General features: G+C 72.4%; 18 protein-coding genes and 1 tRNA gene. 10 read left to right on the top strand and 9 right to left on the bottom strand.

Going from position 1 to position 23,222, the window contains the following annotated elements:
• Nucleotides 1–2: 2 nt before the first annotated feature.
• The gene (locus tag J4E96_RS19035) at nt 3–3,176 is read right to left on the bottom strand and encodes an ATP-binding protein (protein WP_227423595.1); all 3,174 of its coding nucleotides are present in this window, start codon (nt 3,174–3,176) and stop codon (nt 3–5) included.
• A 205-nt stretch (nt 3,177–3,381) separates the two neighbouring features.
• Between J4E96_RS19035 and nrdH the strand changes: the two genes are divergently transcribed.
• From nrdH to nrdF, 4 genes are all read left to right on the top strand, one after another.
• Entirely contained in the window at nt 3,382–3,624 is a 243-nt protein-coding gene (nrdH, locus tag J4E96_RS19030) for a glutaredoxin-like protein NrdH (RefSeq protein WP_227423594.1), read from the top strand.
• 34 nt (nt 3,625–3,658) lie between these two features.
• A complete protein-coding gene (gene nrdI, locus J4E96_RS19025) occupies nt 3,659–4,075 on the top strand; it encodes a class Ib ribonucleoside-diphosphate reductase assembly flavoprotein NrdI (protein WP_227423593.1) in 417 nt (138 codons plus the stop codon).
• Nucleotides 4,045–6,189 (top strand): class 1b ribonucleoside-diphosphate reductase subunit alpha, encoded by a 2,145-nt coding sequence (nrdE, locus tag J4E96_RS19020; RefSeq protein ID WP_227423592.1) that lies wholly within the window; start codon nt 4,045–4,047, stop codon nt 6,187–6,189. Before nrdI ends, nrdE begins: the two co-directional genes overlap by 31 nt.
• A gap of 74 nt (nt 6,190–6,263) precedes the next feature.
• Nucleotides 6,264–7,238, top strand: coding sequence for a class 1b ribonucleoside-diphosphate reductase subunit beta (gene nrdF / locus J4E96_RS19015; protein WP_227423591.1), 975 nt, complete (start codon nt 6,264–6,266; stop codon nt 7,236–7,238).
• A gap of 30 nt (nt 7,239–7,268) precedes the next feature.
• Here nrdF and J4E96_RS19010 read toward each other — a convergent pair whose 3' ends face one another.
• On the bottom strand, nt 7,269–8,000 hold the full coding sequence (locus tag J4E96_RS19010) for a phosphotransferase (RefSeq protein ID WP_227423590.1): 732 nt from the start codon (nt 7,998–8,000) through the stop codon (nt 7,269–7,271).
• Between the two features lie 47 nt (nt 8,001–8,047).
• Nucleotides 8,048–8,818 (bottom strand): hypothetical protein, encoded by a 771-nt coding sequence (locus J4E96_RS19005; RefSeq protein WP_227423589.1) that lies wholly within the window; start codon nt 8,816–8,818, stop codon nt 8,048–8,050.
• Nucleotides 8,819–8,948: 130 nt separating this feature from the next.
• Here J4E96_RS19005 and J4E96_RS19000 point away from each other — a divergent pair, with 130 nt between their 5' ends.
• Entirely contained in the window at nt 8,949–11,498 is a 2,550-nt protein-coding gene (locus J4E96_RS19000; protein WP_227423588.1) for a sigma-70 family RNA polymerase sigma factor, read from the top strand.
• A gap of 28 nt (nt 11,499–11,526) precedes the next feature.
• On the opposite strand, the gene J4E96_RS18995 is transcribed toward J4E96_RS19000, so the two are convergent.
• The 5 genes from J4E96_RS18995 to upp all read right to left on the bottom strand — a co-directional run bounded on the left by J4E96_RS18995 (nt 11,527) and on the right by upp (nt 17,679).
• A complete protein-coding gene (locus tag J4E96_RS18995) occupies nt 11,527–12,189 on the bottom strand; it encodes an NAD(P)H-binding protein (RefSeq protein WP_227423587.1) in 663 nt (220 codons plus the stop codon).
• 55 nt (nt 12,190–12,244) lie between these two features.
• Nucleotides 12,245–13,237, bottom strand: a complete 993-nt coding sequence (locus J4E96_RS18990) for a ribonucleotide-diphosphate reductase subunit beta (RefSeq protein WP_227423586.1) — start codon at nt 13,235–13,237, stop codon at nt 12,245–12,247.
• Nucleotides 13,238–13,307: 70 nt separating this feature from the next.
• Nucleotides 13,308–16,127, bottom strand: coding sequence for a ribonucleoside-diphosphate reductase subunit alpha (locus J4E96_RS18985; RefSeq protein WP_227425836.1), 2,820 nt, complete (start codon nt 16,125–16,127; stop codon nt 13,308–13,310).
• A 416-nt stretch (nt 16,128–16,543) separates the two neighbouring features.
• Nucleotides 16,544–16,798 carry a hypothetical protein gene (locus J4E96_RS18980; protein WP_227423585.1) on the bottom strand — a complete coding sequence of 85 codons (255 nt, stop codon included), beginning with the start codon at nt 16,796–16,798 and terminating at the stop codon, nt 16,544–16,546.
• 245 nt (nt 16,799–17,043) lie between these two features.
• The gene (upp, locus tag J4E96_RS18975) at nt 17,044–17,679 is read right to left on the bottom strand and encodes a uracil phosphoribosyltransferase (RefSeq protein WP_227423584.1); all 636 of its coding nucleotides are present in this window, start codon (nt 17,677–17,679) and stop codon (nt 17,044–17,046) included.
• Nucleotides 17,680–17,837: 158 nt separating this feature from the next.
• Here upp and J4E96_RS18970 point away from each other — a divergent pair, with 158 nt between their 5' ends.
• A complete protein-coding gene (locus tag J4E96_RS18970; RefSeq protein ID WP_227423583.1) occupies nt 17,838–18,293 on the top strand; it encodes a nucleoside deaminase in 456 nt (151 codons plus the stop codon).
• Here J4E96_RS18970 and J4E96_RS18965 read toward each other — a convergent pair.
• Nucleotides 18,264–19,187, bottom strand: coding sequence for an NAD-dependent protein deacetylase (locus tag J4E96_RS18965; RefSeq protein ID WP_227423582.1), 924 nt, complete (start codon nt 19,185–19,187; stop codon nt 18,264–18,266). The two genes, J4E96_RS18970 and J4E96_RS18965, sit on opposite strands and share 30 nt — an antisense overlap.
• 84 nt (nt 19,188–19,271) lie before the next feature.
• Between J4E96_RS18965 and J4E96_RS18960 the strand changes: the two genes are divergently transcribed.
• The 4 genes from J4E96_RS18960 to J4E96_RS18945 all read left to right on the top strand — a co-directional run bounded on the left by J4E96_RS18960 (nt 19,272) and on the right by J4E96_RS18945 (nt 23,121).
• Nucleotides 19,272–19,361, top strand: a tRNA-Ser gene (locus tag J4E96_RS18960).
• A gap of 296 nt (nt 19,362–19,657) precedes the next feature.
• Entirely contained in the window at nt 19,658–20,656 is a 999-nt protein-coding gene (locus tag J4E96_RS18955) for an ABC transporter ATP-binding protein (RefSeq protein ID WP_227423581.1), read from the top strand.
• Nucleotides 20,653–21,867, top strand: a complete 1,215-nt coding sequence (locus tag J4E96_RS18950; RefSeq protein ID WP_227423580.1) for an ABC transporter permease — start codon at nt 20,653–20,655, stop codon at nt 21,865–21,867. The genes J4E96_RS18955 and J4E96_RS18950 overlap by 4 nt, the downstream gene beginning before the upstream one ends.
• Before the next feature lie 186 nt (nt 21,868–22,053).
• Complete coding sequence (locus tag J4E96_RS18945; protein ID WP_227423579.1) at nt 22,054–23,121, top strand: GmrSD restriction endonuclease domain-containing protein; 1,068 nt, start codon at nt 22,054–22,056, stop codon at nt 23,119–23,121.
• The last annotated feature ends 101 nt before the right edge of the window (nt 23,122–23,222 follow it).

Raw genomic sequence — 23,222 nt, 5'->3', positions numbered from 1 at the left:
AGTCAGCTCGGCGCGATCAGCGCCGCGATGCGGGCGACCGTGTCGGCGGCGCTGCTCGCGCGCGCCCGCTCGAGCAGGGCGGTGCGGGCATCGTTCGGGGCGAGCTCGAACAGGCCCGCGGCGGGCGGGCCGAACATGGTGGCGAAGTTGGCGCCGAGCCGCATGCCGAGCGCCCAGAGCTCGTCCGCGCGCGCGGGCTCGTCCCGGCTGTGGGCGAGCTCGGCGTAGCCGAGCGCGACGGCGCCGAGGACGGGCATGTCCGAGGTCGACAGCGCGCCGTGGCCCGCGACCGCGAGCAGCCCCTCGGCGTCCCGGCCGGCCCGCAGGCGCAGCACGGCCGCCGCGACCTCGGTGACGATCCGGCCCTGCGGGGAGGACTGCTCGTCGGCGCGGGCCGCGGAAACCGCGGCGTCGCCGCGCTCGGTCGCCTCGTCCCACCGCTCGCCCTGCGCCGCGAGGATCGCCAGGCCGATGAGCGCGTGGCTGCGCTCGGCGCCGGTCGACGACGCCGCCGTCGCCGTGGTCGCGAGGCCGGCAGCGGCCTCTGCCGAGCCATCGAGCGCCCGGCGCATCTCCCGGTAGACGCCGAGCGTGCGGGTGTCCTGCACCGCGCCCACGAGGCTCAGGTTCGTCATCGCGAGCGTGAGCCAGTCGTCGGCCTCCGCGCTGTCGAGCGAGACCCCGGCCCGGCCGACCGCCATGGCGGCCATCCCCATGCCCCAGTGGTCGCCGGCCAGCTCGAAGAACGCGTACGCGGCGCGCACGTCCGCGAAGGAGTCGTCGACGTCCCCGCCGTTCTCGCGCAGGCTGGCCCGGATGAACAGGCCGACGCCGTGCAAGTACGGGTCGGCCGCCGCGATCAGCTCCGCCGCGGCCGCGAGGTGGACGGCGTCGTCGGCGATGCCGAACTGCGCGGTCAGGCGGACCAGGGCCGCCGCGCGGGGTGACAGGGCGCCGTCGCGCGCCTCGCGCACGTGGCCGGCGAGTCGCACCGCGAGCGCGGCGACCCGCAGGTCGTTGCCGATCCCGCCGTTCACCGTCACCATCGCGGCGACCGACGCGACGTCGTCGGCGTCGGCGGGGTCCGGCCCGTGCGCCGGGTCCAGGTGCGCGCGGCGCCCGACCGGCTCGTCGGCGCGCAGCAGCTGCCGCGACCACGACAGGACCTCCAGGTGCAGGCCGCGCATGGTCCAGAGCGTCAGTAGCGCCCCTGCGACGGCGAACGCCGGGCGGGCGCGCTCACGGTCGACGGACCACCGCAGCGCCGCGACGAGCGTGTCGTGCTCGTCGGTCGTCGCGGCGAGCGCGGCGAGCTGGCCGGGGCCGACGTACCCGGCTCGCAGCGAGCGTGCGCGGACGGCCGCCCAGTCGGCGAGCCGCTCCATCACCTCGTCCCGCGCGCCGTCGAGGGCCAGCCGCGCCTCGCCGTACTCGCGCACCGTCTCGAGCATCCGGTACCGGGCGGGCCGGCCGCCGCCGGGCTCCTCGAGCGTGAGCAGCGACTGGTCGACCAGGACGGCGAGCCCGGAGCCCGCGCCGTCGGGTCCCGCGACGCGGCCAACCGCGGCGGCCAGGTCCGCCGTGAACGGCGCGGGCACGACGGCGAGGTCGCGCAGCAGCGCCCGGGCGGCGGGCTCGAGCAGCGCCCAGCTCCAGTCGACCATCGCCCACAGCCCCGCGTGCCGGTCCGGCAGGCCGCGCAGCGCGTGGTCCAGCAGGGCGAACCGGTGCTCCACCCCGGCCAGCACGTCCGTGAGTGGCATCGACCGCAGCCGCGCCGCCGCGAGCTCGAGCGCGAGCGGCAGGTTGTCGAGGCGGTGGCACAGCTCGAGCGCGACGACCCGATCCCACGCCAGGGCCGGCCGGAGCGCCCGGGCGCGGGACTCGAGCAGGGCGAGCGCGGCGTCGTCGGCGAGGGTATGCACGGGGTGCACCGCCTCGCCGACGACGCCGAGCGCGGCGCGGCTGGTGGCGAGCACGCGCAGGCCGGGGCCCGCCGCGGCCAGGACCTGCGTCGCGATGTCCGCGACCGGTGCCAGGAGGTGCTCGCAGTTGTCGAGCACGAGCAGGCCCTCCAGCGTGGCCACGGCGCGGATCATCCGCTCGCGCGGCGCGAGGACGCGCCGCTCGAGCGGGCCGTCGGCATCGGCCGCCGTCTCCGCGGCGCCGAGTGCGGTGAGCAGCGCCGGCAGGATCTCGGCGGGGTCACGCACGCTGGCGAGCTCAACGGCGTGCACCGCCTCGCCGCGTTCGCTCGCCCGGCGCGCGACCTCGACGGCCAGCCGCGTCTTGCCCGCGCCGCCGACGGCGATCACCGTGACCAGCGGGGCGGTGGCGAGGGCGCGCTCGAGCGCCGCGACGTCCGCCGCGCGGCCGAGCATCGGCGTCGTCGGCCGACGCCAGGCCGGGCGCGCCGGCGCGCTGGCCGGCGCGCCTGCCGGGGGGCCAGACGGCGTCTGCGCAGGCGCGGTGAGCTCGCCGCGCAGGAGAGCGACGTGCGTGCGGCCGACGGCAGCCGACGGGTCGGTGCCGTAGGTCTGGGCGAGCTCGTCGCGCAGCCGGGCGTACGCGGCGAGGGCCTCGCCGTCGCGCCCGTGCGCCGCGAGTGCCCGCATCAGCAGGTCGGTGAGCGGCTCGTCCGTGGGGCGTTGGCCGACGGCGTCGCGCAGGGCGTCGAGGAGGCCGACGCCCCGGCCGAGCTCGGCGTCGCGGGCCGGGCCTGCCGCCAGGGCGGCCTCGACCCGGAGCGCGAGCAGGTCGGTGTACAGGCGCCCGGCGGGCCCGGTGGCGCGGGCGTCGTCGTCGGGCCAGAGCGCGAGGCCTTGCGCGGCGAGGCTGGCCGCGCGCGCGTGGTCGCCGGCGGCCGTCGCGGCGCGCGCCGCGCCCAGGCGGTCCTGCGCGATCAGCGCGTCGACCTCGAGCCCGGTCGCGTCGAGGCGGTAGCCGCCCGCCGTGGCCGTCACGGACAGGCCGAGCCGGCGGGTGCGCGTGACGAGCGCCTGGAGCGCGCCGCTCGCGTCGGCCGGCGGCGCGCCGTCCCACACCGCGTCGACGAGGTCGGCCGCCGGCACGATCCGGCCCCGCGCGAGCAGCAGTCGCCGCAGGAGCGCCGGCAGCCGGGACCCCTCGACCACGCGCCCGTCGACCGCCAGCGGCCCGAGCGTGGTGATCTGCACCGGGACAGCATGGCAGGGCGCCGATTGCGGCGGCCACCGGCCGCCGTTGTCAAGACCCAGCGAGGGAAATCACACGTATGCAACACCACGTGTAGTGGTTGATGCGCTCATCGACCACAAGGTGTAGTGTTTTCACATCGCCAGATCGCGAGGCATCACGCCGCCCGCGGTCGTCGATCATCGCCCGAGAGGAGCCCTGGAACGCATGACCGTCACCGTTTTCAGCAAGCCGTCCTGCGTCCAGTGCGACGCCACCTACCGCGCACTCGACAAGCACGGGGTCGTCTACACCTCGGTCGACATCACCGAGGACGCCGCGGCGCTCGAGATGGTGCGTGACCTCGGCTACCTGCAGGCACCCGTCGTGATCGCCGGCTCCGAGCACTGGTCGGGCTACCGCCCGGACCGGATCAGCTCGCTCGCGCCGCTCGCCGCCGCAGTAGCCTGAACCCTCCTCTCCGTCTCTTCCCGGTTCGGTGGTCGTGAGCTCCCTCGTCTACTTCTCCAGTTCGTCGGAGAACACCCATCGCTTCGTGCAGCGGCTCGGCCTCCCGGCCGACCGCATCCCGTTGCGCGCCGCGGACGCGCCCCTGCGGGTCGAGGCGCCGTACGTACTCATCGTCCCGACCTACGGCGGCGGCACCGAGGCCGGCGCCGTCCCGCGTCAGGTCATTAAGTTCCTGAACGACGCGCACAACCGGTCGTTGATCCGCGGCGTGATCGCGGCGGGTAACACCAACTTCGGCGCCGCGTACTGCATCGCCGGATCAATCATCTCTGCCAAGTGCAACGTCCCGTACCTGTACGGCTTCGAGCTGCTCGGCACCCCTGAGGACGTCATCGGCGTCCGCGATGGATTGGACCAGTTTTGGCTCAGGCAACGACAGATCCCGGCGTAGACGCGGAGCTCGACTACCACTCCCTCAACGCGATGCTGAATCTCTACGGCCCGAACGGCGAGATCCAGTTCGACAAGGACAAGGCTGCGGCGCACCAGTACTTCCTGCAGCACGTCAACCAGAACACGGTCTTCTTCCACAACCTCACGGAGAAGCTCGACTACCTGGTCGAGAACAAGTACTACGAGCCGGGCATCCTGGCCAAGTACGACCCGGCGTTCATCAAGTCGCTGTTCAAGCGCGCCTACGGCGCGAAGTTCCGCTTCCAGACGTTCCTCGGCGCGTTCAAGTACTACACGTCGTACACGCTGAAGACGTTCGACGGAAAGCGGTACCTCGAGCGGTTCGAGGACCGCGTGTGCATGGTCGCGCTCACGCTCGCGGACGGCAACGAGGCCTTCGCCGAGCACGTCGTCGACGAGATCATCGCCGGGCGCTTCCAGCCCGCGACCCCGACGTTCCTCAACTCCGGCAAGGCGCAGCGCGGCGAGTCCGTGTCCTGCTTCCTGCTGCGCATCGAGGACAACATGGAGTCGATCGCGCGCGGCATCAACTCCGCGCTCCAGCTGTCCAAGCGCGGCGGCGGCGTCGCGCTGCTGCTGAGCAACCTGCGCGAGCACGGCGCGCCGATCAAGCACATCGAGAACCAGTCGTCCGGCGTCATCCCCGTGATGAAGCTGCTCGAAGACTCGTTCTCCTACGCCAACCAGCTCGGCGCCCGCCAGGGTGCGGGCGCGGTGTACCTGCACGCGCACCACCCCGACATCCTGCGGTTCCTCGACACCAAGCGCGAGAACGCCGACGAGAAGGTCCGGATCAAGACGCTGTCCCTCGGCGTCGTCATCCCCGACATCACGTTCGAGCTCGCGAAGAACAACGAGGACATGTACCTGTTCTCGCCGTACGACGTCGAGCGCGTCTACGGCGTGCCCTTCGCCGACATCAACGTGACCGAGAAGTACGCGGAGATGGTCGACGACGGCCGCATCAAGAAGTCGAAGATCAAGGCGCGCGACTTCTTCCAGATCCTCGCCGAGATCCAGTTCGAGTCCGGCTACCCGTACCTGATGTTCGAGGACACGGTGAACCGGGCGAACCCGATCGCCGGCAAGATCACGCACTCGAACCTGTGCTCGGAGATCCTCCAGGTCGCGACGCCGTCGACGTTCAACGAGGACCTGTCCTACAGCCACGTCGGCAAGGACATCTCCTGCAACCTCGGCTCGCTCAACATCGCGCTCGCGATGGACTCCCCGGACTTCGCCCTCACGGTCGAGACGGCGATCCGCGCGCTCACCGCGGTCTCCGACCAGACGAGCATCGAGTCGGTCCCGTCGGTCAAGCGTGCGAACGAGGGCGGGCACGCCATCGGCCTCGGCCAGATGAACCTGCACGGGTACCTCGCGCGCGAGCGGATCCACTACGGCTCCGCCGAGGGCCTCGACTTCACGAACATCTACTTCTACACGGTCGCGTTCCACGCGATCCGCGCGTCGAACCTGCTCGCGATCGAGCGCGGGAAGTCGTTCGACGGGTTCGCGGACTCGACCTACGCGAGCGGCGCGTACTTCACGAAGTACATCGACCAGACGTGGGAGCCGGCCACGGCCCGCGTGCGGGAGCTGTTCGACACCTCGGGCATCGCGATCCCGACGGCCGACGACTGGCGCGAGCTTGCGGCGTCGGTCATGGCGCACGGGCTCTACAACCAGAACCTGCAGGCCGTGCCGCCGACGGGCTCGATCTCGTACATCAACAACTCGACGTCGTCGATCCACCCGGTCGCCTCGAAGATCGAGATTCGCAAGGAGGGCAAGATCGGGCGCGTCTACTACCCGGCGCCGTTCCTGACGAACGACAACCTCGAGTACTACGCGGACGCGTACGAGATCGGCTACGAGAAGATCATCGACACCTACGCCGCGGCCACCCAGCACGTGGACCAGGGCCTGTCGCTGACGCTGTTCTTCAAGGACACCGCCACGACGCGTGACATCAACAAGGCCCAGATCTACGCGTGGCGCAAGGGCATCAAGACGATCTACTACATTCGCCTGCGGCAGATGGCCCTGGAGGGCACCGAGGTTGAGGGTTGCGTCAGCTGCATGCTGTGACCTGCACAAACGCACGACGGTGAGCCCGTGCGCCGCACTACGGCGCACGTCGACGATGGATGGATGGCACGCAGATGTCCGAGAAGTTGCCCCTGATCAGCCGGGTTTCGGCGATCAACTGGAACCGGGTCGAGGACGACAAGGACGTTGACGTCTGGAACCGCCTGACGAACAACTTCTGGCTGCCCGAGAAGGTGCCGCTGTCCAACGACATCCAGTCGTGGGCGACGCTCCGGCCCGCCGAGCAGCAGCTGACCCTGCGCGTGTTCACCGGCCTGACGCTGCTCGACACGATTCAGGGCACCGTCGGCGCCGTCAGCCTCATCCCGGACTCGATCACGCCGCACGAGGAGGCCGTCTACACGAACATCGCGTTCATGGAGTCGGTGCACGCGAAGTCGTACTCGTCCGTGTTCTCGACCCTGTGCACGACGACCGAGATCGACGACGCGTTCCGCTGGTCGGAGGAGAACCGCAACCTCCAGCGCAAGGCGCAGATCGTTATGGACTACTACCGCGGCGACGACCCGCTCAAGCGCAAGGTCGCCTCGGTGCTGCTCGAGTCGTTCCTGTTCTACTCCGGCTTCTACCTGCCGATGTACCTGTCGTCGCACGCGAAGCTGACCAACACGGCCGACCTGATCCGGCTGATCATCCGCGACGAGGCGGTGCACGGGTACTACATCGGCTACAAGTTCCAGAAGGGCCTTGCTCAGCTGGACGAGGCCGGCCGCGCGGACATGAAGGAGTACACCTACGGCCTGCTGCTCGACCTGTACGACAACGAGGTCGAGTACACCCAGGACCTGTACGACGGCGTCGGCCTGACCGAGGACGTCAAGAAGTTCCTGCGCTACAACGCCAACAAGGCGCTGATGAACCTCGGGTACGAGGCGCTGTTCCCCAAGGACGAATGCAACGTCAACCCGGCGATCCTCTCGGCGCTCAGCCCGAATGCGGACGAGAACCACGACTTCTTCTCGGGCTCGGGCAGCTCGTACGTGATCGGCAAGGCCGTCAACACCGAGGACGACGACTGGGAGTTCTAGTCGCGCGGGAGTTCTAGTCGACCGGGAGCTCTAGTCGCGCGGCGGCACGCGGGCGCCGATGATGAGGTCGGTGGGCGCGTACCGCCGCACGAGCTCGGCGGCCGGCTGGACGAGCGCCTCCTCGCCCGGGATAAGCGCCGGGTCGGAGAGCCGCGCGGCGATCGCCTCGTCGAGCTGCGCGAGCGGGTCGCCTTCGGTGATCGCGAGGAAGGCGACGAGCATGGCGCGCGCCGCGCGCGAGTAGTCGCCGCCGGCGTCGGCCGCGACCTCGCCGAGGATGACGGCGCTCAGCGCCAGATCGAGGTCGGCCGGGCCGGTGCGCGCGTTGGCCCAGTCGACCAGGGCCGGGCCGTGGCTCTCGCTGAGCAGGATGTTCGCGGGCTGCAGGTCGAGGTGCACGACGACGTCGCCCTCCGGGGATCCCTTGGGCGCCGGGATCGCGTGCAGCTGGCGGTGCAGGTCCATCATGATCTCGGCGCCGTCGTGCAGGTTCAGCTCGCCGGCGGCGAGCGCCTGCAGGAGCGTGGGTCCGTGCAACCGCTCCATCACGAGGTCCGCGCCCTCGGCGCTGAACAGCGTCGGGACGGGGAAACCGTGCGCCGCGACGTGGCGCATGAGCGCGGCCTCGGTCGCGATGTCGTGCGCATCGTGGTAGCGGCGCATCACCCGCTCGTCGTCGACGAGCAGGATGTCGGCGGTCGTCCCGGCGTTGAGGACGTACGGCGAATCGGCAGCGTCGCCAGCGGAGCCGGTGGGAGTCATGCTTCGACGGTATCCCGGTCGCGCCGGTATCACCCAGCCAGAGGCGATCAGCGCCCGACGTGGGCCAGGAGCTCGAGGGCGGCCGCGTGGGTCTCGGGCAGGGGCTCGAGCCACACCCGGGGCGGCTGGCGCAGCAGGCTGTCGACCTGGAGCTGCTCGGCGTGCGTGCCGATGTGGTGGCGGAGCCGGGTCGCGTCGGTCCCGACGTGCTGGTCGCGCGCGACCAGCACCGCGAACACGCCCTCGCCGAGCGAGGCCATCGGGTGCCCGGCGCCGAACGCGACGTCGAGGGCCTGGCCGACCACGGCGGACCGCGCGATCCTCGACCACGGGTCGAGCCCCGCGACCGCGACGTCGACGATGAGCAGGCCGTGCGTCCGGCTGGCGGTCGTGCCGGCGCGCGCGGCGAGCGCGTAGGTCTCGGCGAGCCGCACCCGCAGGTATTCCGACGTCGGCAGCCCCGTCTCGGGGTCGACGCACTGCGCGTGCACCGGGACGGCGTCCTGCGCGGCGACCCAGCCCTCGCAGAGCGCGCGGACGGACGCTAGCGGGGTCTCGCCGCGCCCCATCGACCGGTACAGGCAGGCGAGGTCGTTGATCGCCTCGGAGATGCCGACGCCGGACTCGCCGCGGGCCGTGCCGAGGCGCAGCGCCGCCGGGGTCGGGTCAGCATCGTTCTGCAGGGCCTCGACGATCGCGTCCACCGCCGGGTGATACCAGTCGGCGGGCCTGAGCCACACGGACTCGGCGCTGACGCTTCGCCAGAGCTCCCGCGGGTGGGGGGGCAGCGTCGCAGCAGCCTCGTAGGAACCGGTCACATGGGATGAGAGTGCCGGGTGGGTCCGCGATGACGCGACATTGCCTAACCGATCTGGTGATACCACGATCGCGCGATCCGTGTCAGGCTATGCCTCCGGTATACCTACGCCTCGACAAGGGACTGCACACATGGTCGACAGGGCGGACCTCTGGAGCGAGTCCTCCAGCGACGCCGAGTTGATCACCGCTGCTCGGGGCGGGGACACGGCGGCCTTCGGGCTGCTGTACGAGCGCCACAGCGCCGCCGCGCGGTCGGTCGCGCGGCAGTACACCACCTCGCCGGCCGACGCCGACGACGTCACCGCCGACGCGTTCGCGCGCGTGTTCACCGTGGTGCAGGCGGGCGGCGGGCCCGACGTCGCGTTCCGCGCGTACCTGTTCACCGTCGTCCGCCGGCTCGCCTACGCGGGCAAGGTGAGCGGGCGCCGGGTCGAACCGACCGACGACATGGTGGTGTTCGAGAACGCGTTCGGGTCGAAGGGCTCGGTCGAGGACCCGGCGCTGGCCGGGTTCGAGCGCGACGTCGTGGCCAAGGCCTACTCCTCGCTGCCCGAACGCTGGCAGGCCGCGCTCTGGTACACCGAGGTCGAGGGCCTGACGGCCGCGCAGATCGCGCCGCTGCTCGGGCTGACCCCGAACGGAGTCGCGGCGCTCTCCTACCGCGCACGCGAGGGGCTTCGCCAGGCCTACCTGCAGCAGCACCTGGCGACGCCGCGCAGCGACGGCTGCCTCTCGGTCAACCTGAAGCTCGGCGCGTACGTCCGCGGCGGCCTGGCCAAGCGCGAGTCGACCCAGGTGGCGACGCATCTCGCCGGGTGCGTCGAGTGCCAGGGCCTCGTGCTCGAGCTCGGGGACGTCAACCACGGCATGCGGGCCGTCGTCGCCCCGCTCGTTCTCGGCCTCATCGGCATGGGTGCGCTCGCGCACCCGCTGCCCGTCGGCGGGATCGGCATCGGCATCGGCCTGGCCGTCGGCGCCAGCGGAGCCGGTGCCGCCAGCACGGGCGTGGCCGCGGGGGCGGCCGCCGGCACTGCGGGCGTGACCACCGGAGTGACGACGGGCGTGACGACCGGAGTGACGACAGGCGTGACGACCGGGGCTGCGGCGGGGACGGCGGGGGCCGGCGCGGCCGCCGCGGGGACGGGCGCAGCCGCCGCGGGGACGGGCGCAGCCGCCGCGGGGACGGGCGCAGCCGCCGCGGGGACGGGCGCAGCGGCGTCGGCCGCCGGAACCGGTGCGGCGGCGAGCGCGGGAGTGGCCGCGGGTGCGGGCACGGCCGCTGCCAGTACCGCGGCTGCGGGCACGGCGGCGGTCAGCACGGCGGCCGCCGGCGCCGCGACCGCGACCGGTGCGGGGGTCGCGGTCGGCGCGGGCGCCACGAGCGCGGTCGCCGGCGCGGTCGCGGGCGGCGTCGGCGTCGGCGCTGTCACTGGTGCCGTGGCGACGACGACGGCCATCGCCGCCGGGGCCGCGGCGGCGACCGGTGGGGTGGCAGCGGTGGCCGCCGCGACCCCGCTGAGCATCGCGAGCGCGGTCATGGCCGGCCTCGTGGGCACGTCGCTGGCGGTCGCCGGCGCGTCCGGCGCGTTCACCGACAGCGGCACCTCGGGCCAGGTCTTCGCGACGCAGACGCAGGCCCCGACGGCCGCGGCCACGACGTCGGACGCAGCACCGAGCCCCGGGCCGACCGACCTGCCGGCGCTCGACGTGCCGACCCTGAGCGTTCCGATCGTGCCGGCCGACGGCGCAACCGGATCGCCGGCACCGAGCGGAACCACCTCCACGCCTGCGGCCGCCGCCGGCGCCACGTCCCCAGCGGCCCAGGCGCCCGCGAGCGGCGCCGCCGCCGGCTCCGCTCCCACCCCGACCCCCACCCCGACCCCGACCCCGACGCCGGACCCCGAGCCGGTGGCCCCGCCGACGGCCGCCGCGCTCGGCGCCACCGCAGGCGGGCTGAGCCTGACGGCCGGGCGTGCGGGCACGCTCGCGTTCGTCATCACGAACTCCGGCGAGTCGGCCGCGGCGAACGTGAGCGCGACGATCACGCTGCCGACGGGTGTCCAGTACGTCGGCCCAGCGGGCTCCGACTCGCAGGCCTGGTCGTGCGCGGCCGTGGACGGCGGCGCGACCTGCACGGCACCCGAGCTGGCCGGGGCGACCTCGCTCGAGCTCGCGATCCGGGTCGACGTCGACGAGTCGCTCGAGGCGGACGGAGTGGCCACGCTCGGCCTGCTCGTCGTCAGCGACTCGACCCAGACCTCCCTGGCCACGACGGTGTCGATCGCGGCGGCCCCCGCGGCGCTCGCGGTGGAGGTGCCCGCGCTCGTGCAGCTGACCGTAGCGATCGCCGCCACTCTCACGCTCCCCGTGCGCAACGACGGCGGGCTCGAGGCCCGCGCGGTGCGGGTCGACGTCCGGCTGCCGAGCGGTGTCGACGGCGCCCCGATCGCCCCCGGCGCCTGGGAGTGCGCCGGCGACAGCGAGCCGGGGCGGCTCGTGTGCACGGCGACGACGCTCGAGGCGCACGGGACGAACCCCCTGACCCTGCGGCTGCTGGCGGACGGGAGCACGGGCTCCCGACCGGGGAGCATCGAGATCTCGGCGAGCTTCGCCGACGCCGCGAGCGCGGTGAACCACTCTGTGCCGGTCGAGGTGCTCGACGCGCCTCCGGCGGTCTGACTCGCGTCTGCGACCTGGTCCGGACGAGCTAGGCCGGGCCGACGATCGCCTCGATCGCGGCGTCGACGGGCACATCACCCTCGACGAGCTCGAGCGTCAGCCCCGCCGTCCGCGGGGAGGTCAGCAAGGCGATGATGACCGCCGCGACGTCGTCGCGCGGGATGCGGCCACCCGGGACGTGCGCGTCGAGCCGTACCCGCCCGGACCCGGTGGCGTTGGTCAGCCCGCCCGGCCGCAGGATCGTCCAGTCCAGGTCGCGGGCGCGGAGGTCGTCCTCGGCCTGGGTCTTCGCGACGAGGTAGGCCGCGAACGCGTCGTCGGTTCCGGCCGGCGGCGGTGCGCCCGCGCCCATCGACGACACGAGCACGTAGCGATTCACCCCGGCGAGCGCCGCGGCGTCCGCCAGGAGAGCCGCGCCGCCGCGGTCCACGGAGTCCTTGCGCGCGTCGCCGCTGCCGGGGCCGGCCCCGGCAGCGAAGACGACCGCGTCGGCGTCGGCGAGGTGCGCCGCGAGCGTCGGCGCGTCGTCGTGCTCCAGGTCGGCCAGCACGGCGTGCGCACCGGCCGCGAGCACGTCCAGGACGTGATCCGGGTTGCGCACGAGCGCGACCGTCTCGTCCCCGCGGGCGACCAGCAGCCGTGCCAGGCGCATCGCGATCTGTCCATGCCCACCGGCGATGACGATTCTCATGGGTCCACCGTACGGAGCGCGCCGCGGTCCCGCATGGCGAGCGGCGGGCGGGCGATCAGCTTCCGGATCGCGCGTTGACCTCGTACGACGTGTTCGTGGCCTCGAAAAAGTTCACGAGCTGGAGGGTGTCGTTCGCCGCGGCCATCCACTTGGCGGGGTTGGAGACGTTGTAGTGCGGCTCGAACCCGAGCTCCTCGAGGCGCCGGTCGGCCAGGTACTTGACGTACTGGTTCACGTAGTCGGCGTTCAGCCCGAGGATGCCCGAGGGCAGCAGGTCGCGGTTGTACTGCTCCTCCATCTCGACGGCCTCGAGGATCATCCCGCGGATCTCGTCGGCGAACTCGGCCGTCTGCAGGTCCTCGTTCTCGTCGAGCACCGTGAGGATCAGGTTGATGCCGAACTTCAGGTGCAGCGACTCGTCGCGCACGACCCAGTCCATCAGCGAGCCGAAGTTCCGCAGCAGGTTCCGCTGCCGGAAGCTCAGCGCGACCATGAAGCCCGAGTAGAACCAGATGCCCTCGAGGATGATGTTGTAGGCCACGAGGTTGCGCACGAAGTCGCGCTTGCCCGCTGTGGTCGTGATGTCGAGGCGCTGCTCGGTCATGCGCTTGATGTAGGTGACCTGGAAGGCCTCCTTCGCGGCCATCGACGGCACGGTGATGTGCGAGTCGTACGCCTCGGCGCGGTCGATCGGGAACGTCTCGAGCACGTACTCGAACGCCATGCAGTGGTTGGCCTCCTCCCACATCTGCTTGGCGAGGTACAGGTGCGCCTCTGGGGCGTTGATGTAGGGGTACACGCCGAAGGCGAGGGCCTTGTTGACCAGCAGCTCGTTCGGGTTGAAGTACGACATCAGGAACGTGACCGCGTGCTTCTCCTCCGCGGTCATCCGCTTGAAGTCCGCGAGGTCCTCGCCGAGCTGGATCTCGTTCGGGAACCAGGTGTTCGCGACCGCCTGCTGGTACAGGTCCATCGCCCACTGGTAGCGGACCGGCTTGAGCAGGAGGCCCTCGGAGATCCCGGTGCCGAGTATCTGATGGTCGCCCATGTGGCGCGCGCTCCTTCGGTGGTTCGGCGGGCTTCTGGTCTGGGGTTCGGCGGGTCTGGGGTTCAGTGCGCTACTGGCAGGACTCGCACTGGAGGCGTTCCATCGGGTCGACGGGGCAGGCGACGCCGTCCACCACGTCGAGGTTCTCGTCGGTCGGGTCGGCGACGGCGACCGGCGCCGCGACGGGGATCGGGGATCGGGGCGTGATCGGCGGGAGCGGAGCGCTCCAGGCCGGCTGCGCCGGCGGCGGTGGCAGCGGGGACGAGAGTCGCGGGGGAGCCAGCGGCGTGGCAGCTGGTGGCGCCGCAGCTGGTGGCGCCGCAGTTGGTGGCGCCGCGGCTGCTGACGCCGGAGCTGGTGGCGGGGGCGTCGGCGTCGAAGCCGCTGCCGTCGGCTCCTGCTCCTGCTCCAGTGGGACAGGAGCGGTAGGAGCGGCGGGCGTGCCGGCGGACCGGCCGAAGCCGAAACCTCGCCGGGGCGCCGCCGGGGGACCGGCGACGGGCGCCTGACCCGCCGGAGGCGTCGTGGGCGTGACCGGCCGGGCCTCCGACTTGTTCACGCGCACCGTCGACTGCTCCGCCGTGTGCCTTGGCTTGACGTGCAGGTAGTACGTCGTCTTCACCCCGCGCTCCCACGCCGCGGAGTACAGCCGGGCCATCTCGGAGACGTCGCGCGACTGCAGGTAGATGTTTCGGCTGATGGCCTGGTCGATCCACTTCTGCGCGCGCGCGGCCACCTCGATGAACGCGAACGGCGTGAGCTGGAACGACGTCTTGTAGACCTCGCGCAGGTGGTCGGGGATGCCGGGGACCGCGGACAGGTCGCCCTGTGCGCCGAGGAGGTTGCCGCGCACCTGCTCCCAGAGCCCGAGCTTCTGCAGGTCGTGCACGAGGTTCCGGTTCACCTCGAGGAACTTCCCCGAGCTCGTGGTCCGGGAGAAGATCTGCGAGAACTGCGGGTCGAGGCCCGGCGTCGTGCCCGCGACCAGGCCGATCGACGCCGTCGGCGCGATGGCCATGAGCGTCGCGTTGCGGATCCCGCCGCGGACCTTCGCGCGCAGCGAGTCCCAGTCGAGCCGGGTCGTGCGGTCGACGAGCACGGGGATGCCGCGGTCCTTCTCGACCAGGGCGATCGTGTCGAACGGCACGAGGCCCTGGGACCAGCCCGAGCCCTCGAAGTTCGCGTACGAGCCGCGCTCGCGGGCGAGGTCAGCGCTCGTGCTGATCGCGTGGAAGCTGATGAACTCGACCACGGTGTCGATGAGGTCGTACGCCTCGTCCGACTCGTACGCGTAGCCGAGCCGCTCGGTGACGTCGGTGAACCCCATGACCCCCAGGCCGATCGCGCGGTTCTGGGTGTTCGCGTGCTCCGACTCGGAGACCGACGACAGTGTGATGTCGACGAGGTTGTCGAGCTGGCGCACCGCGAGCTCGACGGACGCCCGCATGCGGTCCCAGTCGAAGGCCAGGCTCGCGCCGCCGTCGTCGGCCGGAACGAGGTGCTCGGACAGGTTGATCGACGCCAGGTTGCACACCGCGATGTTGTCGCGGTCCTGCGGCAGGCAGATCTCGGTGCACAGGTTGGACAGGTGGATCGTCCCGGTGTTCGTGTTGAGCGCCCGAAGGTTGATCGTGTCCTTCCAGGTCAGCCACGGGTGGGAGGTGGTCTGGAGGGACATGAGGATGGCGTTGTACTGCTCGCGGGCCTTGATCCGCCGGAAGGCGCGCAGCCGGCCGGCCTCCGCCTGGGACACGTAGTACGCGTACCGCTCTGAGAACTCCGAGCCGACGAGCTCGACGAGATCGGCGGTCTCGGCCGGGTCGAACAGGTACCAGTCGGCGTCGTCGGCGACGCGCTTCATGAACTCGTCGGAAATCCACACGGCGGTGTTCGCCGTGCGGGTGCGGCGGTACGGATCGCCCGAGTTCTGCCGCAGGTCGAGGAACTGGTCGAAGTCGAGGTGCCAGTTCTCGAGGTAGAAGCACAGCGCACCGAACTTCTTGCCCCCGCGGGAGACGGCGCGCAGCGTCGAGTCGATCGTGTGCATGAACGGGATCGGACCCGTCGACGTCGTGTTGTTGCTCCGGATCGGGGAGCCCTCGGAGCGCAGCTTCGTGACCGACAGCCCGATGCCGCCCGTGCCCTTGGTCAGCCACATGACGTCGCTGATCGACTTCGCGATGTGCTCGATGTCGTCTTCCATCTGCATCACGAAGCAGTTGGACAGCTGCGGGTAGGAGGTGCCCGCGTTCACGAGCGTCGAGCCGGCCGGGAGGTAGTCCAGGCGGGAGATCTTGTCGTAGAACCGGATCGCGTACTCGGTCGGGTTCGCCTCGTTGAGCGACAGCCCCATCGACACGCGCATCCAGAAGTACTGGGGCACCTCGAGGGCGCGCCCGCGCCGGTCGTTGATCATGTAGCGGTTGCGCATGGTGACCGTGCCGATGTAGCGCAGCAGGTCGTCGCGCGCCGGGTCGATCGCGGCGGCCAGGGCGTCGAGGTCGAACAACGTCACCAGGCGGGTGTCGAGCAGGCCCTGCTCGACCGCCTCGCGGATGTATCCCGGGAACCGGGCCTGGTGCAGCAGGGCGAGCTCGAGGTCGCTCTCGTAGTTGCCGAGCACCCGCTTGTTGATGACCTTGCGCAGCAGGCGCGCGGCGATCGTGTCGAAGTCCGGGTCGTCCTTCACGTTCTGCACGGCCACGCCGATCGCGGCCTCGTCGAGCTGCTCGGTCGTGATCCCGTCGAAGAGGGTGATCGCGAGCTCGGCCGCGACCTGCATCGCCTTGGCGATGTGGTCCTCCAGGCCCGCGGCCGCCTTCACGACCGCCTGGTTGATCTTGTCCGCGTTGTAGAGCTCGCGGGTGCCGTCGCGCTTGGTGACGTGGATCTGGCCGCTCGCTGCCTGGCCGAGCGGTGACCCCGGCCGGGGCTCGCCGCCCGTGGCGCGGTTGGCGGCTGATACGTCCTGAGTCGGGTGCGTGATGGTCACGGCGCTGGAACCTCGCGACTGCTGGGAGGTGGACGGCCCACAGGCCGACTGGGCTGAAGTTGTGGACCCGACCTCGCGAACGCCGGGCCAACGTTGGGTCACGACGCTAGCCCGTCGAACGCCCTGAAGCAACGGCTTGGCGCTAGATGTAGTGGTCCAATTGCGTACGTACCCCTAGATGTGCGCATCTATGTGCACGAGCCTGTGGATGGCGGTGGAGAAACCGCCCGGCGCTGTGCACAGATCTATCGTCGCGCGAGGGTCTGACATGCGCCGTCCGCCCGGTCGTCCGCCGGGTCCGGGCCCGGTCGGGGTCAGCCCGCGGCGGGCGGTGTGAGCGCGAGCGTCGTGTGGGTGTCGGCCTGCGGCAGCAGGTCGCGGGCGAGCTCCTGCAGCGTCTCGGCCGCCTCGACGAGCGCGGCGAGGGCCTGCGGGCCGTGCCCGAACGAAGCGTCGACGCCGACGTACAGCACGAAGCCGGCTCCCGTCGGGAGCTCGGCCGGGTCGGCCGGTTCGTCCTGCCGGGCGAGCTGCTGGGCGAGGGGGCGGGCGTGCGTGGGTGCGGTCATGACAGGTCTCCATCAGCGGGCCGGCGCTGCCCGAACATGCGGGGGCCGGCGGGGGTCGATCGGACTGGGTGCAGTCAGGACCGACAGCGCATGACACGCGCGGCGAAGGCACCCCGGGACGCCACAGGGGCGTCGGGCGTTCGCTGCCAGGAGGTCATACGCCCAGTGTCGCAGCCGGGTGCGCAGTTACCTAGGCCGATGTCCGGGGTTCTCACGCACTGAGAACCCCGGGTCGAACCAGGTGGTCAGACGATGCCGTAGAGGCGGTCGCCTGCGTCGCCGAGGCCGGGCACGATGTACGCCTTCTCGTTCAGGCGCTCGTCCACGGCGGCGACGACGATCTTCACGTCCACGCGGTCGCCCACGGACTCCTCGACGGCCTTGAGGCCCTCGGGCGCGGCGAGCAAACAGACCGCGGTGACGTCGCGCGCGCCGAGCGCGAACAGGTAGTCGATCGCCGCGACGAGCGTCCCGCCGGTCGCGAGCATCGGGTCGAGCAGGAAGCACTGGCGCCCGGAGAGGTCGTCGGGCAGCCGGTTCGCGTACGTGATCGCCTCGAGGGTCTCCTCGTCGCGCTTCATCCCGAGGAAGCCGACCTCGGCCGTCGGGAGCAGCCGGATCATGCCGTCGAGCATGCCGAGCCCGGCGCGCAGGATCGGGACGACGATCGGGCGCGGGTCGGCGATCTTCGTGCCGACGGTCTCGGCGACCGGCGTCGTGATCGTGTGCGCCTCGGTGCGCACCTCGCGGGTCGCCTCGTACGCGAGCAGCGTGACGAGCTCGTCGACGAGCAGCCGGAACGTGGGGGAGGCCGTGTCCTGATCACGCAGGACGGTCAGCTTGTGGGCAACGAGCGGGTGGTCCGCGACATGCAAGCGCATCCCCCCACCCTACGGCCCGCAACCGACCCCCCGAACCCCCGCCAGCCCCGCCCGCCCCGCCCCGCCACGCCCGGTTTTCAGAGGAAGTGGTGCGCCCCGCGCCCCGATTCCCCTGAAAACCGGGTGGGGTGGAGGAGGGGGTGGGGGAGGATGGGGCGGTGACGGAGGACGACTCTCGGTGGATGGGGTTGGCGCTCGCGCAGGCGCGGCTCGCCCTGGGCTCCGGGGACGTGCCGGTGGGCGCCGTCGTCGTCGGCCCCGACGGCGCGGTGCTGGGGGTCGGGCGCAACGAGCGCGAGGCCACGGGGGATCCGACGGCGCACGCCGAGGTGCTCGCGCTGCGCGCCGCGGCCGCCGCGCTCGGGAGCTGGCGCCTCGACGGCTGCACCCTCGTCGTGACGCTCGAGCCGTGCGTGATGTGCGCCGGCGCGACCGTGCTCGCGCGCGTCCTGCGGCTCGTGCTGGGCGCGTGGGACCCGAAGGCGGGCGCCTGCGGCTCCCAGTGGGACGTCGTGCGGGACCGCCGCTCGACGCACCGGGTCGAGGTCGTCGGCGGCGTGCGGGAGCCCGAGTGCGCGGACCTCCTACGCGACTTCTTCGCTCCCCGGCGATAGCTCCGGCGCTGCTGCCGCCGCCTGGTCCGGGCGCGGCGACCGCAGTCGGGCGTCGAGGGCCCGGAGGGTCTCGGACGTGCCCGCGTCGAGCTTGGCCGTCGCCAACGCGTCGCCGCGTGTGGGCCCGCGGTTGATGATCACAACCGGCTGACCGGCCTTGGCGGCGTGCCGCACGAACCGCAGCCCCGACATCACGGTCAGGGACGAGCCCGCGACGACCAGCGCGTCGGCGGCATCGACCAGCGCGAACGCGCGCGCGACCCGCTCGCGCGGCACGTTCTCCCCGAAGTAGACGATCTCCGGCTTGAGCAGCCCGCCGCAGCGCTCGCAGGGCGCGACGACGAAGTGGGCGGTCGCCTCGATGACGGCGTCGGCGTCCGGCGCGATCTCGACGTCGCCGACGTCGCCGATCGACTCGGTGAAGCCGGGGTTCAGCGCGTCCAGCCGCTCGGCGAGCGCGGCGCGGCTGATCACCGTCGCGCAGCTCAGGCAGATCACGCGGTCGTAGCGGCCGTGCAGGTCGATCACGTGCCGCGAACCCGCGTCTTCGTGCAGCAGGTCGACGTTCTGGGTGATCACGCCGACGACGACGCCCCTCGCCTCGAGCGCGACCAGCGCCCGGTGCCCGGCGTTGGGCTCGGCGCGGCGCACGTGCGACCAGCCGACGTGGTTGCGGGCCCAGTAGTGCCGGCGGAACGCGGCGTCGCCGACGAACTGCTGGTAGGTCATCGGCGTGCGAGGCGGGGAGTCGGGGCCGCGGTAGTCGGGGATGCCGGAGTCCGTCGACAGGCCCGCGCCGGTCAGGACGGCGAGCCGGCGCCCCGCGAGGAGGTCGACGACGCGGTCGAGATCGTCGGGGCACTCATCAGCGCGCGACTGGGCCGGGAGGGTCACGGAACGAGCGTACGGCGGCCCCGCGACGTCGGCCGGGCGGGTGCCGGTTCGGAGCACGGGCCCGGACCCGGTATCGTTCGCCGAGGTAGCGTGTCCGAGCGGCCTAAGGAGCACGCCTCGAAAGCGTGTGTGGGGGAGACTCCACCGTGGGTTCAAATCCCACCGCTACCGCCACACGGTCCCGCACGATGCGAGGCCCAGCTGTGCACGAGACCCCTCGACGGGCGCCCAGGCGCCGGTCGAGGGGTCTTTCGTTTCCACCGAGCGCCCGGCACCGGGCTGCCCCGGCGCCGGCCGGCCGCCCGCCCGCGCGCCACCGCGTGTCGCCCGCCGCGCGCCGTCGCGCCGCCCGGCGCCCGTCGGTAGGTTTGGCCCGACACAAAGAAACCAGATCGCCCACCGTCGGCCGGTCGCTCCGGGGTTGCCGCAACCCGGACGCAGGCGCCGATCCACCGCAGGAGGCATCGCGCATGAGCGTGCTCGAGATCGACCATCTCTTCAAGGCCTACGGCTCCGTCCGGGCGTTGCAGGACATGACGTTCGAGGTCCGCGCGGGGGAGATCTTCGGCTTCGTCGGATCGAACGGCGCCGGCAAGACGACGACCATGCGGATCATGCTCGGCGTGCTCGCCGCCGACTCCGGGTCGGTGCGCTGGGACGGGGCCGAGCTCGACCTGGACAGTCGCCGGCGGGTCGGGTACATGCCCGAGGAGCGCGGCCTCTACCCGAAGATGAAGGTCGGCGAGCAGCTGCGCTTCCTCGCGGGGTTGCACGGGATGAGCCCCGCCGACGCGACCGGTGCGGTCGAGCGCTGGACGGACCGGCTCGGGGTCGGGGACCGCCGCGGCGACAACGTCGAGAAGCTGTCGCTCGGCAACCAGCAGCGCGTGCAGCTCGCGGCCGCGCTGGTGCACAACCCGGACGTGCTCGTGCTCGACGAGCCGTTCTCCGGCCTCGACCCGGTGGCGGTCGACATCATGAGCGCGGTGCTGCGCGAGCGCGCCGACGCGGGCGTCCCGGTCATCTTCTCCTCCCACCAGCTCGACCTCGTCGAGCGGTTGTGCGACCGGGTCGGGATCGTCCAGTCCGGCCGCATGCAGGCCATGGGCACGATCGACGAGCTGCGCACCACCGACCGGCCGCAGTGGCTGCTCGAGGTCGGCGCGGAGCCGCTCGCCGTCGTCGCCGCCGCGCGGGCGCTGCCGGGCGTCCTCGCGCACGTGGCGCCCGGCCGGACCGACGCCGTCGTCGTCGAGCTGTCGGCCACGGCCGCGCCCGGGGCCGAGCAGGACGTGCTGCGCGCGGCGCTCGCCCACGGACCCGTGCGCGGGTTCAGTCCGATCCGCCCGAGCCTGACCGACCTCTTCCGCGACGTCGTCTCGGCCGACGCCGACGCCGACGCCGCGGCGGCCGCGGGCGGCGCCGACCCCGCGCGAACCGAACCCGACCGGGCGGGGGCGCTGGCATGAGCGGGCCCCGCGTGGTGTGGATGGTGGCCAAGCGCGAGATCAAGACCCGCATGCTGACCAAGGCAAACATCGTCTCGATGAGCATCATGGTCGTGCTGATCGCGATCGGCGCCGTCGTCGGCAACTACTTCATCAACCGCAACGACGAGCCCCCGACGACCACCGTCGCCGTCGCGCGCGAGACCTCCGCGCTGGAGCCCCTGCTCGAGGCCGCCGCGGCGGACCGCGACGTCCGGCTCGAGCTCACGACGATGACCGCCGAGGACGCGCGGGCCGCGCTCGACGGCGAGGGCGACGACGGCGAGGCCGCGCCGGACGCGTACGTGGACGGCGAGCCCGCCGCTCCCCGCATGCTCGTGGCCGCCACGCCGGACGCCGACGTGCTCGCGATCGTGAGCGAGGCCACGGAGGCCTACGCCAACGCGGAGCAGGTCGGTGCGCTGGGCGGGGACCCCGACGCCTTCGCGCAAGCGATGGCCCAGGCCGTCCCGCGGGTCGAGGCGGTCGAGGCGACCGACGGCGAGGAGTTTTACGGCGCGGCGTTCGGCGTCGCGATGGGCATGATCTCGCTGCTCTTCGGGGCCCTCATCGGCACCGGGTCGATGATCGCGATGGGCGTCGTCGAGGAGAAGACCTCGCGCGTGGTGGAGATCCTGCTCGCGACGATCCGGCCGAGCCAGCTGCTTGCGGGCAAGGTGCTTGGCATCGGGGTGTACGGGCTCTTCCAGGTGCTCGTGCTCGGCGTCGCGCTGGCCGCCGCGGCGTACTCGCTCGGCGTGGCGAGCCTCGACATCGACGTCGGCTCCGCGCTGGTGTGGCTCGTGGTGTGGTTCCTGCTCGGCTACACGATCTTCGCCCTGCTGTTCGGCGGGTTCGCGGCGCTCGTCTCGCGCCAGGAGGACATCGGCTCCGTGACGACGCCGCTGCTCTTCCTGCTGTTCATCCCGTTCTACGCGACGATGTTCCTGGTCCCGAACGACCCCGAGAGCACGCTCGTGCGGGTGCTGTCCCAGATCCCCGTCTTCGCGCCGTTCATGATGCCCGTCCGGGAGGCGTTCGGGGTGCTCGAGCCCTGGGAGATGCCCCTGGCGATCGCGATCGCCGTGGTCACGATCCCCGGCCTCGTGTGGCTCGCCGCCCGGGTCTACCAGCGGGGCGTGCTGCACACGGGCGGCCGGATGCGCATCCGGGAGGCGCTGCGCGCGCGGTGAGCCGCGGTGCACGCAGGTGCGCCGAGATGTGCCTCGCGCTCGCGGATCCCGCCGCGGCACGCGCCGGGGTCGCGACGCTCGGGGACGAGTTCATCGACGACGGCGACTCGCGCAGCTACCTGCTCGCCGGGTCGCCAGCCACGACTAGTCCTCACCGCGCACGTCGTTCGTGCCGATAGGCACGGCATGAGCGACGTGCCGGTGCAGAACGCGACCCGACGGCCAGCGCCACGGCGTCGGCGCGGCCGCCGATTGGCCGGCGGCTGGGCGCTCGTCGTCGTGCTCGGGCTCGGCGTCGCGGGCTGCGCCGGCCCGGCCGCCGGCGGGCAGCAGTCCGCGACCCCGGCCGCCACCGCCGGCACGCCCGCGGACCCGGCCGGCACCGCGACGCCGACCCCTGCCGCAGCGTCTGCAGCGCCTGCCGCGCCCGCCGCCGGGGCGCTGGCCGCAGCGCTCGCGCTCGAGGTCAAGGGCCGCGCGCCGATGACGGGCTACTCGCGCGACCAGTTCGGCCCGGCCTGGGCGGACACCGACCGCAACGGCTGCGACCAGCGCAACGACGTGCTGCGCCGGGACCTGACCGGCGTGGGCTTCCGGGCGGGGACGCGGGACTGCGTCGTGCTCACCGGCACCCTCGCGGACCCGTACAGCGGGCGCGACATTGCCTTCCAGCGTGGCGAGACGACGTCGTCCGCGGTGCAGATCGACCACGTCGTGGCCCTGGCCGACGCGTGGGTCAAGGGTGCCCAGGGGTGGGACGCGGGCACGCGAGAGGCCTTCGCGACGAGCGCCGTGAACCTGCTCGCGGTCGACGGGCCGCTGAACTCCCAGAAGGGCGCCGGCGACGCCGCGACGTGGCTGCCGCCCAACGTCGCGTACCGCTGCGAGTACGTCGCGCGACAGGTCGGGGTCAAGGCTGGCTTCGGGCTGTGGGTCACGGCGGCGGAACAGGCGGCGATGGTGCGCATCCTCTCGGGCTGCCCGGACCAGCCGCTGCCCGACGGCGTCGCGACGGCGGGCGGCGCTGCGCCGGAGCCCGCCGCGGCTCCGCCGGCCGACGCTGAGCCGCCGGCGGACGCCGAGGATCCTGCGGAGGTCGTGCCTCCCGCCGCTGCCCCCGCGGCCGACCCCGCTGCCGGTCCCTTCGCCAGCTGCGCCGCGGCGCGGGCCGCCGGCGTCGCGCCCGTGCGCAGCGGCGACCCCGGCTACGCGAGCCACCTGGACGGCGACGGCGACGGCGTCGGCTGCGAGTAGCCGCCCGCGACCCGACCCGACCCGCAGGGCGCGGGTGGGTGGGCGGGCGTGGGACTGCTGGCGCGAGTCGTGCAAGCGCGAGTGTGGGCGTTCGGCTCCCA

It is taken from the genome of Pengzhenrongella sicca (genome assembly GCF_017569225.1).
GTDB lineage: Bacteria > Actinomycetota > Actinomycetes > Actinomycetales > Cellulomonadaceae > Pengzhenrongella > Pengzhenrongella sicca.
This window is presented reverse-complemented; position numbering and strand designations above follow the sequence as displayed.

Bases quoted from the DNA above. Each gene is read 5' to 3' on its own strand.
- J4E96_RS18945 (WP_227423579.1), top strand. From the start codon at position 22,054: ATGAGCGACGTGCCGGTGCAGAACGCGACCCGACGGCCAGCGCCACGG.
- J4E96_RS18950 (WP_227423580.1), top strand. From the start codon at position 20,653: ATGAGCGGGCCCCGCGTGGTGTGGATGGTGGCCAAGCGCGAGATCAAG.
- J4E96_RS19010 (WP_227423590.1), bottom strand. From the start codon at position 8,000: ATGACTCCCACCGGCTCCGCTGGCGACGCTGCCGATTCGCCGTACGTC.
- J4E96_RS18995 (WP_227423587.1), bottom strand. From the start codon at position 12,189: ATGAGAATCGTCATCGCCGGTGGGCATGGACAGATCGCGATGCGCCTG.
- nrdF (WP_227423591.1), top strand. From the start codon at position 6,264: ATGTCCGAGAAGTTGCCCCTGATCAGCCGGGTTTCGGCGATCAACTGG.
- upp (WP_227423584.1), bottom strand. From the start codon at position 17,679: ATGCGCTTGCATGTCGCGGACCACCCGCTCGTTGCCCACAAGCTGACC.
- J4E96_RS18990 (WP_227423586.1), bottom strand. From the start codon at position 13,237: ATGGGCGACCATCAGATACTCGGCACCGGGATCTCCGAGGGCCTCCTG.
- J4E96_RS18955 (WP_227423581.1), top strand. From the start codon at position 19,658: ATGAGCGTGCTCGAGATCGACCATCTCTTCAAGGCCTACGGCTCCGTC.
- J4E96_RS18980 (WP_227423585.1), bottom strand. From the start codon at position 16,798: ATGACCGCACCCACGCACGCCCGCCCCCTCGCCCAGCAGCTCGCCCGG.
- nrdH (WP_227423594.1), top strand. From the start codon at position 3,382: ATGACCGTCACCGTTTTCAGCAAGCCGTCCTGCGTCCAGTGCGACGCC.
- J4E96_RS19000 (WP_227423588.1), top strand. From the start codon at position 8,949: ATGGTCGACAGGGCGGACCTCTGGAGCGAGTCCTCCAGCGACGCCGAG.